The organism is Alteromonas pelagimontana, from assembly GCF_002499975.2.
Taxonomy (GTDB): domain Bacteria; phylum Pseudomonadota; class Gammaproteobacteria; order Enterobacterales; family Alteromonadaceae; genus Alteromonas; species Alteromonas pelagimontana.
In genome coordinates, this window is sequence record NZ_CP052766.1 from 2,482,556 (window position 1) to 2,496,312 (window position 13,757).

Annotated in this window: 7 protein-coding genes; all 7 read left to right on the forward strand. The window is 47.4% G+C overall.

All coding sequences use genetic code 11. The features are described 5' to 3' along the window. Positions 1-104: 104 nt before the first annotated feature. Positions 105-1,274 carry an aldose epimerase family protein gene (locus tag CA267_RS11000; RefSeq protein WP_083638199.1) on the forward strand — a complete coding sequence of 390 codons (1,170 nt, stop codon included), beginning with the start codon at positions 105-107 and terminating at the stop codon, positions 1,272-1,274. A 155-nt stretch (positions 1,275-1,429) separates the two neighbouring features. Continuing rightward, positions 1,430-2,482, forward strand: a complete 1,053-nt coding sequence (locus CA267_RS11005) for a UDP-glucose--hexose-1-phosphate uridylyltransferase (protein WP_075607434.1) — start codon at positions 1,430-1,432, stop codon at positions 2,480-2,482. Further along, a complete protein-coding gene (gene galK, locus CA267_RS11010) occupies positions 2,475-3,617 on the forward strand; it encodes a galactokinase (RefSeq protein WP_075609891.1) in 1,143 nt (380 codons plus the stop codon). The genes CA267_RS11005 and galK overlap by 8 nt, the downstream gene beginning before the upstream one ends. A gap of 52 nt (positions 3,618-3,669) precedes the next feature. Then, complete coding sequence (locus CA267_RS11015; RefSeq protein WP_075607433.1) at positions 3,670-5,232, forward strand: sodium/sugar symporter; 1,563 nt, start codon at positions 3,670-3,672, stop codon at positions 5,230-5,232. 664 nt (positions 5,233-5,896) lie between these two features. Continuing rightward, entirely contained in the window at positions 5,897-8,542 is a 2,646-nt protein-coding gene (locus tag CA267_RS11020; RefSeq protein WP_139316205.1) for a TonB-dependent receptor, read from the forward strand. A gap of 75 nt (positions 8,543-8,617) precedes the next feature. Beyond that, a complete protein-coding gene (locus CA267_RS11025) occupies positions 8,618-10,624 on the forward strand; it encodes a hypothetical protein (RefSeq protein ID WP_075607430.1) in 2,007 nt (668 codons plus the stop codon). Positions 10,625-10,699: 75 nt separating this feature from the next. Beyond that, entirely contained in the window at positions 10,700-13,489 is a 2,790-nt protein-coding gene (locus CA267_RS11030) for a glycoside hydrolase family 2 (protein ID WP_075607429.1), read from the forward strand. The last annotated feature ends 268 nt before the right edge of the window (positions 13,490-13,757 follow it).

The following is a 13,757-nucleotide window of genomic DNA, read 5'->3' on the forward strand; positions in this document are numbered from 1 at the left end:
AAACGTATACCCTTGTTGTGATATTGTTAATAATCTGTATGGTCAAACTTGCGAAACTATTTCTAAGCGCATTCTGCGGCGCGCGTTAATAAGGATACATCTACATGAAGCATTTGACGGTAAAGGAAAAATTCCACGCCTCATCATTCTATTCATCTTTGACAGGGGCAGTTGTCGTAGCAGGAATATTGTCTCTGGCAGGCTGTAGCGCGCAGAGCGCCTCTGTCGACCAAGCCGAATTTGGCACCGCAAACGGAAAAGACGTCTACCTTTACACGTTAACGAATGCCAAAGGTATGCGGGTAAAAATTACTAATTACGGCGGTATCATCACCTCTATCGATGTGCCGGATAAAAACGGCAAGTTTGATGATGTGGTATTAGGCTATGGCAACCTGAAAGACTATACCGCTGATACTAATTTCTTCGGCGCGTTGATTGGTCGTTATGGAAATCGTATCGCCGATGGAAAATTTTCTCTGAACGACGAAGAGTATACGTTGGAAACCAATGACGGCCCGAACCACCTGCATGGCGGCTCTGAAGGTTTTCATAAACAGGTCTGGCAGTCAGAAAGCTTCACTAAGGACGGCACCACCGGCCTCAAACTTACCTTAAACAGCGAAGATGGTGCAGGCGGTTATCCGGGTAATCTTAAAGTTTCTGCGGTATATGAACTTAATAATGAAAATGAACTGAGCTTACGTTTTACTGCAAAAACTGACCAGGCGACACCAGTAAATCTTACCAATCACAGTTATTTCAACCTGGCTGGCGGCGGCAGCATTCTTGATCATGAGCTTATGCTTAATGCCGAGGGCTTTACCCCCGTAAATGAAACGCTGATACCCACTGGCGAAGTGCGCCCGGTTAAAGGTACGCCCTTTGATTTCACACAAGCAAAACCCATAGGCCGAGATATTGATGCCGACAATCAGCAATTGAAATTTGGCAAAGGATACGACCATAACTTTGTACTAAAAGATCATCCTCAAGGCGAAATGGTAGTGACTGCCAGAGTGACCGACCCGGCAAGCGGGCGAGTGCTGGAAATTCTCACAGACAACCCAGCGGTACAGTTTTATTCGGGTAACTTTTTAGATGGAACGACGACAGGCAAAAATGATCAGGTGTATCAATATCGTTCAGCGATAGCGCTGGAGCCGCAATTTTATCCTGATTCGCCTAATCAGCCAGATTTTCCTTCGACTATATTACAACCCGAAGATACCTATTCTTCTAAAATTGTTTATCGCTTTAGCACTACCGAGTAAGACTACAGTCGATAGGCAAGCTTGAAAGAGCGGGTTTATCGGCTTTTCTTTGCACTAGAAGGGTAATCGTTTACCTAATCTATGGAGCAAACAGACTTGGCGTGCAGTCAGCTTCCTGCGGTTGGCGGCGCATTAATTGAGACAAGAGAGAGTTTATGCAATCTGAATTCGATCCGACAGATCACCCGCACCGACGCTATAACCCAATGATTGGAGAATGGATTCTGGTTTCTCCCCACCGGGCGAAGCGCCCTTGGCAGGGACAGTCTGAGTCGCCTTCAGAAGACTCTCGACCGTCTTATGACCCAGAGTGCTATTTGTGCCCCGGCAACACGCGGGTTAACGGTGAAATTAATCCTGATTATTCCAGCACCTATGTGTTTGAAAACGATTTTGCTGCGTTGCGGGAAGATACGCCGCAAGCCGCTAGCGACGATCCTCTGTTCACCTTTGAATCTGAGCAGGGCAGTAGCCGCGTTATCTGCTTTTCTCCCGATCACAGTAAAACCTTACCTGAACTTTCGGACGTGCAGCGTCTTGAAGTGGTGAAATGCTGGAAAGCGCAGGCGCAAGAACTGGGCAAGGACCATCTCTGGGTACAGATTTTTGAAAATAAAGGTGCCATGATGGGATGTTCTAATCCTCATCCTCATGGTCAGATCTGGGCGCAGCATCACTTACCCACGCTGGCACAAAAAAAATTAACCCACTTTAAAAATTATTACCAGCAGTACAAGAGCAATTTACTGCTGGATTACGCAACACGCGAATTAGCGGCAAAGGAACGGGTAGTTTGTAGCAATGAAGATTGGCTGGTGGTGGTGCCCTATTGGGCAGCATGGCCTTTTGAAACTTTGCTGTTACCACGGTTTGCCGCGCAATCACTTACGCAGCTTAATGATGACCAGCAAGCCTCACTGGCGTCGGTTATTGGCCAGTTAACGGTACGTTATGACAACTTGTTTAACACCTCCTTTCCTTATTCCATGGGCTGGCACAGCGCACCTAATGATGGAGAATTGCATCCCGAATGGGGGCTTCATGCCCACTTTTTCCCGCCGCTTCTCCGCTCAGCAAGCGTACGCAAGTTTATGGTGGGTTATGAAATGATGGCTGAAGCGCAGCGGGATTTAACGCCCGAACAAGCGGCGGCAAAATTGCAGGTTTTGTCAGATGTTCATTATAAGGAAGCGAATGTTAATGGATAATAAACTTTTGCTACAACAGCAGTTTAAAGCCAGTTTCAATAAAGTGCCCGAGTGCATTGTGCAGGCGCCGGGCCGGGTTAATCTTATCGGCGAGCATACAGATTACAACGAGGGTTTTGTTTTTCCCGCTGCAATAGATTTTGGCACCTGGGTCGCCGCGTCAAAACGGGACGACAATAATGTTCGCGTTATTGCGCTGGATTATGACAATCAGGAGAACGTGTTTCCTCTTGCAGATATTGCCTTTGACAACAACCAGGGGTGGGCCAATTATGTTCGCGGCGTAACCACAGTGCTTAAAGCGAGTTATCCGCAAATTGGCGGGGCGGATTTAATGGTTACCGGTAACGTGCCGCAAGGTGCAGGTTTAAGTTCATCGGCATCTTTCGAAATTGCGGTGCTAAAAGCGTTTAAAGCGCTTTACAACTTACCTCTTGAGGGTGTTGAAGCTGCGCAACTAGGGCAAAAAGCGGAAAACACCTTTGTTGGCTGTTCCTGCGGTATTATGGATCAGCTCGTTTCCGCCATGGGTAAAGAAGGCCAGGCAATGTTATTGGACTGCCGCTCCCTGGCGTTTCAGTATACATCGCTGCCAGATGATCTGGCGATTGTAATTATCAATTCCAATGTGAAGCGCGGGCTGGTGGATAGCGAATATAATTTGCGTCGCCAGCAATGTGAAGAAGCCGCGCAGGCAATGAACTTAAACAGTCTTCGGGAAGCGGATTTGGCAATGTTGGAATCTCACCGGCTCAACATGTCAGAGGTTGCCTACCGACGCGCCCGCCATATTCTTACGGATAACGCGCGTACGCTGCAGATGTTTGATGCGTTAAATAGCGGCGATATTAAAACAGTGAGTGAAGCTATGGCCGCATCGCACATTTCCATGCGGGATGACTTTGAAATTACAGTGCCGCCTATCGACTATCTGGTAGAAATTATCTCTGAAGTGCTGGCAGATAAAGGCGGTGTAAGAATGACCGGCGGTGGCTTTGGGGGTTGCGTGGTTGCTCTGGTACCAAAAAATATGGTTTTAGAGGTGACGAAAGCAGTAGATAAGCACTATCATGCGCGCACCGGATATAAACAATCCATTTACATATGTTCGGCAGAGCGGGGGGCATTTGCCTGAACACCGCCAATATAAAACCAAATAAAACAACAAGCATGCGTTGGGAAGCAATATGAATATTGAGACGTTGGACATAGCGTTATTTGTAACATACGTAGTGGCGCTGATAGGGATAGCGTGGTGGGTCTCGCGCGAAAGAACGGGTCATGAAAAAGATACTAATGATTACTTTCTTGCTGGATCAAGCCTTCCCTGGTGGGCAATCGGAGCGTCTCTGATTGCAGCAAATATTTCTGCAGAACAAATCATTGGTATGTCAGGTTCTGGCTATAAAATAGGTTTGGCGATTGCAGCATACGAATGGATGGCAGCACTGACCTTAATTATTGTCGGAAAGTACTTTCTGCCGATATTCCTGAAACATAAAATCTATACCATGCCGCAGTTTTTGGAGCAACGTTACGACCATCGAGTGCGCAAGGTAATGGCTATCTTCTGGCTTGGTGTATATATCTTTGTCAATCTTACTGCTGTGCTTTGGCTGGGCGCTCTTGCCATTAACACCATCACCGGGGTTGATCTGGTGTACGGGATGATTTTCCTCGGCGCTTTTTCATTAGCCTATTCACTCTACGGTGGATTAAAAGCCGTCGCCATGACAGACATTATTCAGGTTGTCCTGCTAGTATTGGGCGGCCTGTTTCTCTCCTATACCGCGCTTAACCTTATCAGCGATGGAAATGGCCCGGTGCAAGGTTTTATCGATTTAACCAATCAGCTGCCAGAAAAATTCGACATGATATTGTCTGAAGATAATCCTAATTATATGGACTTACCGGGAATATCTGTATTGATTGGTGGAATGTGGATTATGAATTTATCCTACTGGGGCTTTAATCAGTACATTATTCAGCGCACGCTTGCGGCAAAAAGCCTTGGCGAAGCGCAAAAAGGAATAGTGTTTGCTGCTTTCCTTAAACTGCTCATGCCGCTGATCGTGGTGGTACCCGGTATCGCTGCAGTACTCATTGTGCCAGGGCTGGACCGCGCCGATGAAGCTTATCCATCGTTAATGAACTTGATGCCGGTAGGGCTAAAAGGCGTAATTTTTGCTGCATTGGTAGCGGCAATTGTCTCTTCGCTGGCATCAATGACCAATAGTGTTTCTACTATCTTCACTATGGATATTTATAAAGATCGCAAGCCTGATGAAACTCAGCATCACTATGTGAAAGTGGGTCGAATCGTAAGTTTCGCGTCATTGATCATTGCCATGATTGTGGCTAAACCTCTCTTAGGCAACTTCGATCAGGCGTTTCAGTATATTCAGGAATTTACCGGCTTCTTTACGCCGGGGATCGTAGCCCTGTTTGCATTAGGCATGTTCTGGAAGCGCACTACCGCTAACGCGGGTTTGGTTGCCGCCGTTGGTTCCTTCGTGTTCAGTTTGTTGGGCTGGATGTTTTGGCCTTCATTGCCATTTATCGACAGAGTCGGCTTGGTGTTCTTGCTATGTACGGCTTTGGCGGTAGTAATTTCACTGATGGAAGGCAAAGGCCAGCATCAGCATGCTATTGAACTGGGTGAAATTGATTTTAAAACCAAGTCGAGCTTCAACGTTGCCTCGCTTGCTGTTCTTATGATTGTTGCTGCATTTTATATTACATGGTGGTAATCGAGTAAGTTAGCAATAAATACAAAAAGGCCGCTGGTTTTAACGATTCAGCGGCCTTTTCTTTTGCTTTTAAAAAAACTGCCTTCTCGCTTCCCTGTGGGCATAAAAGCCCAAGTAACTGTCCTGAGTCTGAGCCACTAGAACACGCTGAAAACCCTTTCCTGAGCGCTGTGCCGCAGCATCTATGTTGTTGCACAGCGCCTACGACGGGTTCTGAATGATGTACTCGTTTTGCCTTTTCATTCATATGTAGTCTTTTACGAAAAAAAAGGGCGTATCGCTCGTGGTAGCTGTAATGCCTAACACAAACCTCACCAGAAAAGTGTCGTCGTCCTAGACTTCAAATATCAAAAGTATAGGGGCGATTCCTTGAACCTGAAGATATTGTAAATGTATAACGTTTACCTTTAGAGATATCTGGACTTCCGAAAATTTCGCCCATCTTTGTAAGCGTTTACCTCACATGTAAACTGGGCTTAACAAAAACTAAAACAATTTTAGGTAGAGCGTTTACATTACAACTGGTTTACCTTATATTTACTAACTTAGCAGTTTGGGTGTAACGTTTACCTTTTGCTGGTTGCGCAAAAGGTAGGACACGAAATGAAAAGCGCTGGAATCCGCGAAGGTGTGGCTGCTGGGCGCTCAGTTATCTGGAGAGACCATGAAAACACCGTTAAAAATTTTAAGTAAATCGGTCATGGCCGCTTTACTGACTACAACTCCATTATTGGCAATGGCACAAGAAAGTACAGAACAAGAGCCAGCCAAAGATGATATTGAAGTTATTGCCGTTAAAGGAACCTTTAGCAGCAATCTGATTAAAGCTTTGGATGAAAAGCGTTTCAACGAGAACGTTGTTGATGTGGTGCTTGCTGAAGATATCGGTAAATTTCCCGATTTAACCACATCCGATGCTTTGCAGCGTATACCTGGTGTTCAGGTGGCGCGCGGTGCCGGGGAAACAAACGGTGTGGTGATACGCGGGTTACCCAATGTGACGACGACTATTGAAGGTCGCAGCATTTTTTCAACGACAAGCAGAGGCTTTGCATTTCAGGATTTGCCTGCTGAAGCGCTTGCCGGCGTAGAAGTTTATAAATCCCGTAGTGCCGAACAGGTTGCTGGTGGCATTGCAGGACTGGTTAATATTAAGCTACGTAATCCTTTTGACTTTGAAGGTTTTAAAGGTGCGGTAAGTGGACGAATTACCGATGATCAATATGCCGAAGATAAAGATAAAGTTGTCAGTGGCTTATTGAGCGACCGCTGGAAAGTTAACGGCCAGGAGTTTGGTGCGCTGGTGAACGTGTCTTATATGGAAGATAACTTCCAGCAAACCAATTCGTTCACGGCGGAAACCTTGGCCACAGATAACACACCAACTGGCGAGACCATTGGCGTACCGCTTTCAGTGGGACTTACCAGTGACAAAGGTCAGCGGGAGCGGATGCAGGCAAATGTGGCATTGCAATGGCGCCCGAACGATACCACAGAAGTTTATCTCGATTCCTTGTATGCAGGGCTTGATCATCAACAGCATACGATCTTTGGTATCGGCTTTGTAAACGGCAACCAGATTACCGACTACACCTTCGCGCCTAATAACGATTTATGTACCGATATCGGTGCCGCCGATCCTGTTTGTTATACCGCCAGTGGTGTAGCAAACAATTCCCAATTCCTTGCGGGAACCCATGCAATTACCTCAGATGTAGACATTTCGCAAACTGCCCTGGGCGTCAAGTGGGACAATCAGCAAAACCTGAAAATTAAGTCTGAACTGGTTTATACCGACACTCAGCGAGATTTTGAAAACTTCATTCAGGATTGGCATTTTTATGGTGTAGATGTCGCCTATCAGACCAATGATGACCGTCATAGCAATTTCGAAATTGTAGGCGGTGGTACGCAGGATCCTGCTAACTTTGTTTCTGGTGGATTATTTCAGCCGTGGGATTCGACCACCGGTGAAGAAACGGCCTTTACCATTGACGCGGAATATGAGCTTGAAGCTGGAATTATTACTAAGATCACCGGCGGAATACGGTACGCGACCCATGATGCGGATCAAATTGCTACCGATTCTGTCACCAACGACGGACCAGGGCCGAATAATCCTGCTGAGGCTTTCGGGCCTGATTATCTGACGCCGGTAGATATGGGCGGTGCTACTTACTTAAATCTGCCTGGATTTGTAGCAGCAGATTATGAATATATGCTTGATCACAAACCCGAAATTCGCGATGTCTACGGCCTTAGCACAGAACGTCCGGCCATGGATCCAACCCGTTCTTTTTATGCCAAAGAAGATATTACCGCAGGTTATGTGCAAGCCAGTTACGATACCGAGGTCGCGGGCTATCGGGTGGATGGACGCGTAGGTGTCCGGGTTAGTCAGGTCGATCGTGATATGCGTTCTTACGGCACTGTCGATGGCGTTGTCACAGAATATAACGAAGGCGCATCAAAAACCGATGTTTTGCCCAATGCAAACGCAAATATTCATTTTACCGATGACGTAGTATTGCGAGCTGCTGTATCAAAAACGGTATCGCGGCCAGCCTTTGGCGATCTGAACCCCAACCTCAGTTATACACCTCCCGCGCCAGGAACGCCGGTAGGTTACGGCGGTGGCGGTAACCCGGATCTCGACCCGATTGAATCGACCAGTTACGATTTGAGTCTGGAATATTATCCAGAAGATGGTGGTATCGTTTCCGGTGCAATTTTCTACCGGGATATCAGCGGCTATATTTCAACCTTATCCACAGAAGAAATTATTGACGGGCAAACCTACTACATTAGCCGCCCGTACAGTTCTGGTGAAGGTTACTTGCAAGGTGTTGAGCTGTCTTACACCAAGTTCTTTAAAGAACTGCCGGCACCGTTTGATGGCTTAGGTGTGCAGCTGAACTACACTTATATCGATGGTGAAACCACTGTACCTGACGGGGCTGGCGGAGAGTTTAAATCTGACCTTTCGCAAGTGTCGAAGAATAACGGTAATGCCGTACTGATTTATGAATCAGGCGATCTGTTTGCGCGAGTGGCTTATAACTACCGCGGCGAGTACATCGAAACCTTCTCCGCTGCGGGTATTCAAGAGCCGGGTACCAGTGTAGTACGTGCCACAGGACGGGTAGATGCCTCTATCGGGTATAACGTGACAGAAGATCTTACCATTACGTTGGACGGCACCAACCTGAATAATGAGAAGTTCTATAACTATTGGGGCATGTCAGACCGCTCTCGCGACAGACGTGATCCAGGCCGTACTGTTTCAGTGGGCGTGAGCTACCAGTTTTAGTATCTCTAGGGGAGGGCAAATGCCTTCCCCTACTTCATATATTTACACAGTTTAGTTGACGAAAAAGGACAAATAATGCGGATGACACCCTTTGCCATAGGTACGGTATGCAGTCTGGTTTCCTGCTGGGGACTGGCGCAACCTTTGGACATGATGACATCGCTGTATTTGAAAACAGCAGGTAACCCGGCGCAGCATTATGACCTGAAGTGGCAAGCAGATGGCGAGCAGAAATGGCAGCTGCTTGGGCCTCAGGATATTAAGATGCGAGTCAGCGTTAAGCAGGAAGATGATGATTTCACCTTTACGCTTACCGCAGAAGAAACCGTAAACTTTAATCTGCAAACGGTGCTTCCTACTGAATTTTCCTATGCCAACAGCGAATTCCTGTTGCCCGGCCTTTGGTATAAAAAGAATAATCGTTCCTCAGAAGGCGCACCTACTGCCGAGGAAAGCACAGACTGGAGCGTGCGGGAAGACAGACTCAGCATTCCGATGACCAGCGTGTTTGATACTAAATCAGGTAAGTCGTTAACCGTTTTGCGGATGGACGATCACCAAAAAGACGCACCTGCATTACCCGGTGAGGGCGAAATGATCCTCTCTGGTTCTTCTGATCTGGGAAGCGTTGGGTTCGGTGAAAAACAGGGCGAAACGTATCTTAGCTTTGGCTATCCGTATCTTGAAGCGCCTTACACTTATAAGCGCAAGCTGACACTGGCTCCACAGTCACAGGCGTTTGCTACGTTAAAAGAAGGCGAATCAATCAGCCTGCATTACGAAATTCGTGAAGGCGAAGCCAAGCAGTTTTCTGGTTTCGTTGAAAACACCTGGAAGTATGCCTTTGATACTCTCGCCCCTGCACCGTTGGAGCCGGAACTTTCCACCGCTGAAGTCAAAGACGTGCTGTCACAGTTTTATCTACAGAGTTACGTCGGCGATTATGAATTAAAGGGCTTTTCAGGGCAGCATATTACTACCGCCGATGCAGAAGTGCGACCAATTCTGGAAGTTGGGTTTATTGGTCGAGTACTACTGAACGCGTTTAACGCGCTGGAATACGGCAAAGATAACGGCAACCCTGAACTAGTAAAAATGGGCAAGGCGGTCTTCGACAGCTATGAAGAAAACGGCTTTAACCCTCAGGGCTTTCTGCGTGAAGATGTTAACTTTGAAGATAATACCGAAACCGACACCTATTCGATTCGTCGTCAGTCGGAAGGCGTATATGCGACGTTGCTGTATCTAAACTACGAAAAGGCACAAGGTCGTAAACATCCGAAATGGGAAAAGGAAATTAAGCGTCTGCTTAAAAATATGTTGGCATTACAAACTTCCACTGGTGGTTTCCCCCGTAAGTTCGACGCCAACATGAACGTTAAAGATGAATCTGAAGGCAGCAGTGCTTCAGCGGTGTTGGCGCTAGTGCTTGCTTACAAATACTTTGATAACAACAGTTATTTGGCGGCAGCAGAAAAAGCAGGTAAGTTTTTAGAAAACGAAATTGTTAAGCAGTCAGATTATTTCTCGTCAACGCTGGACGCTAACAGCGTAGACAAAGAAGCTGCTTTTTATACCGCAACTGCGTTTTATTACCTGGCGCTGGTAACTGAAGGCGAAAAGCATGAGCAATATACCGATCTTGCGTTAAAAGCTAACTACTTTGTGGTGTCCTGGTATTACCTTTGGGATGTACCTTTTGCCAAAGGCATGATGCTGGGTGATGTGGATTTCAAAACTCGCGGCTGGGGGAATGTTTCGGTTGAAAACAACCATGTAGACGTGTTTATTTTCGGCTATCTTGACGTACTGCGCTGGCTTGCGCAAGAGCGCAACGATCCTCGTCTCCAGAAATTTGCCGAGGTTATCGAATCGTCGATGAAAAGCCAGTTGCTGCCACGGCCCAATCATATGGTCAACATCGGTAAGGTGGGTTATCACCCGGAAGTGGTTCAACACACCAACTGGGATTATGGCCATTTTGGCAAAGGCTTCTATAACGATATTTTCGCGCCAGGTTGGGTGGTTGCGTCGTTATGGGAAATGTTGTCGGAAGATCGCGCCAGGAAAAATCTTAAGTAACTTGTCCCTTCAGGTCGCTGACCCGTTCTCTGGCAGCGGCCTGCTTTTCCTATTTATCACAGTAAAGAATATTCTATGCACGCAATGAAAAGAACGCTCTGGCTGTTTTTACTGCTGCTGTTGCCGCTAGGCAGCATTGCCAAAGACATCACCAATCCGGTCGCGCCCCACGGCAAAGATCCGTGGGTTATAAAAAAAGACGAGCAGTATTATTACGCTTATTCTCAAGACGACAAAATCTGGATAAACAAAAGCCAAAGTCTGGTAGATGCAGTGCAGTATCAAGGCGCACCGGTGTGGTCGGCACAGCCGGGCACGAACTATGCGAAAGAACTTTGGGCCCCTGAGCTGTTTTATCTGCAAGGCAGCTGGTATATCTACTTTGCTGCTGACGATGGCGATAATGTTAATCATCGTATGTACGTACTCAAATCGGACACGGCTGATCCTCAGGGCAGCTACAGCCTAATAGGTAAAGTGGCGGCGCCAGCCAACAAATGGGCTATCGACGGCACGGTTTTACAGTACAAAGATAAACTCTACTTTATTTGGTCAGGCTGGGAAGGCGATACCAATGTGCAGCAAAATTTGTATATTGCGCAAATGTCTGACCCCACCACGATCAGTAGCAAACGTGTGCTGATCTCTGAACCGGAATTTGAATGGGAAACCCACGGCAACCCTTTAGTCAATGAAGGGCCGCAAGTGCTGAAAAATCCGGACGGCAACGTATTTATTATCTATTCTGCCAGTGGCAGCTGGACAGATCACTACGCCCTGGGGCAGCTTCGCCTTACTGGCGACGACCCGCTTAATGCTGCCGCCTGGAAAAAGCATCCTGAGCCGGTATTTAGCAGTACAGATGAAGTTTTTAGCCCGGGTCACGCGTCTTTTACTACGTCGCCTGATGGCATTGAAAATTGGATTGTCTATCACACCGCCCGCTTTAAAGGTGCAGGCTGGGATCGCGATGTCAATATTAAACCTTTCACCTGGCATAAAGATGGTTCACCTAACTTTGGCGAACCGCTAGACAAAGGCGAAAGCATCAGTGCGCCTTCAGGTACAGACGCACTGAATAATGATACTGCCCTTATGACCGAGTGGGGAGAAGCCGTGACGCCAGAAAACGCGTGGCAGGAATACCCGCGCCCGCAACTGCAACGTGAACAATGGCAAAACTTAAATGGTAGCTGGAGCTACGCCGTGGTGCCAAGACACCATGGGCAGCCAGAGCAATGGCAGGGAAATATTCTTGTGCCTTTTGCGATCGAGAGTCCACTTTCCGGCATCGGGCGTCGCTTGGGCACTACCGATGCGCTGTGGTATCAGCGGACTTTTGCAGTGAAAGCGGTAAAAAGCCACAGCTTACTACACTTTGAAGCGGTAGATTATGCCTGTAAGGTCTGGCTTAACGACCAGTTTGTGGGTAGCCATCAAGGTGGTAATCTGCCTTTTAGTCTCGACGTCAGCGAAGCCATAATGCAGGGTGATAATGTGCTCACCGTGCGGGTGATTGATGACACTGATTCCCCGGACCGCTACCAACTGCGGGGAAAACAAACCCGCAATAATGAAGGGATCTGGTATACACCTGTCTCAGGAATCTGGCAGACAGTGTGGTTGGAACAGCTAAATGAAAACTACATTGACGATGTGGCAATTACAGCAAATCATGAAGGGGATTTGCATATCGCGAGTCGGTTTAACCAAGCCGACGACAATCTTAGTATTAGCGCTACGGTTTCATTAAATGGTAAGGAAATAGCGCGTACTCGTTCTCAGCAACCGGTTTTCTCGATGAAAATTGACGATGTTAAGCCGTGGTCGCCAGCTTCACCAACTCTTTACGACATCACACTGCAACTGAAGCACAAAGGCAAGGTAGTCGACCAAGTCAAATCCTATACCGGCTTTAGAACGGTTGGTCAGCAAAAAGATGAAAATGGCAATCTGCAATTTATGTTAAACGGTAAACCGATTTTTCACTGGGGGCCACTGGATCAAGGTTGGTGGCCGGATGGACTATTAACACCGCCTAGTGATGCCGCGATGGTGTCGGACATTAAATTTCTTAAAGACGCGGGCTTTAATATGATCCGCAAGCATAAGAAGGTAGAAAATCGCCGCTACTATTATCATACGGATCGGCTGGGTATGCTGGTGTGGCAAGATCATGTCTCCGGCGGAGTCGATAGCGACGGTAATAAGTCTGAATGGCCGGTGTGGCATCAGTCTTCCCAAACCTATCCTGATCGCACCAAAGGGGACGTGGAAGCCGACTGGCCAACCTGGGCTCATGCGCAATTTATGCTTGAATTGGAAACCATGATGGACACGCTGTACAACCATCCGAGCATTGTTGTGTGGACAGCTTTTAACGAGCGTTGGGGCCAGCATCAAACCGAAGAAGTGGGCAAATTTGTGATGGAGTACGACCCAACCCGATATTTAAATATCGCCAGTGGCGGTAACTTTTTTCCTATCGGCGACATTGCCGATGCGCATCATTATCCGGAGCCCAAGTTTCTCTTTGACGATCCTATATTTGACGGCTATGTGAAAGTTGTGGGTGAATTCGGCGGCCATGGTTGGGTAGTAGAGGGGCACGAATGGGCACCCAAGCGTAAGAAAATGATTTATGGCAACATGCCTGAGTCAATTGAAGCTTGGCGGAAGCGCTATGAAAACTCCATCAACAACTTGGGCAAGCTTAAAAAGCAAGGAGTGTCGGCTGGGGTTTATACGCAAACCTCCGACGTAGAAACAGAAGTGAACGGAATTTTGACCTACGACAGAAAAGTAGAAAAAATGTCTGCGAAAAAGCTTCGTGAACTGCATCAGGCCGCGGGGCTTATAGACTAGGGTTACGGCTGGAAAATTTTCCAGCCAATAAAGACTGGATGGGCAGGTCCAGCACTATCGCATCTGCTTAAGCGCCCGTCACTCCTGTTTCTGCTGCAGAGAGTTTTGCTAGTGCTTTTTGCGCCACGATTACTTTCCCCCCATTTCTGCGTTGCATTATTTTAAAAGGCCCAGGCGAAAGGCCCAGCCGAAAGGCCCAAGCGATAAGCCCAGGCGAAAGGCCCAAGCGATAAGCCCAGCCGACAGGCCCAAGGCATTCCTTCAACAA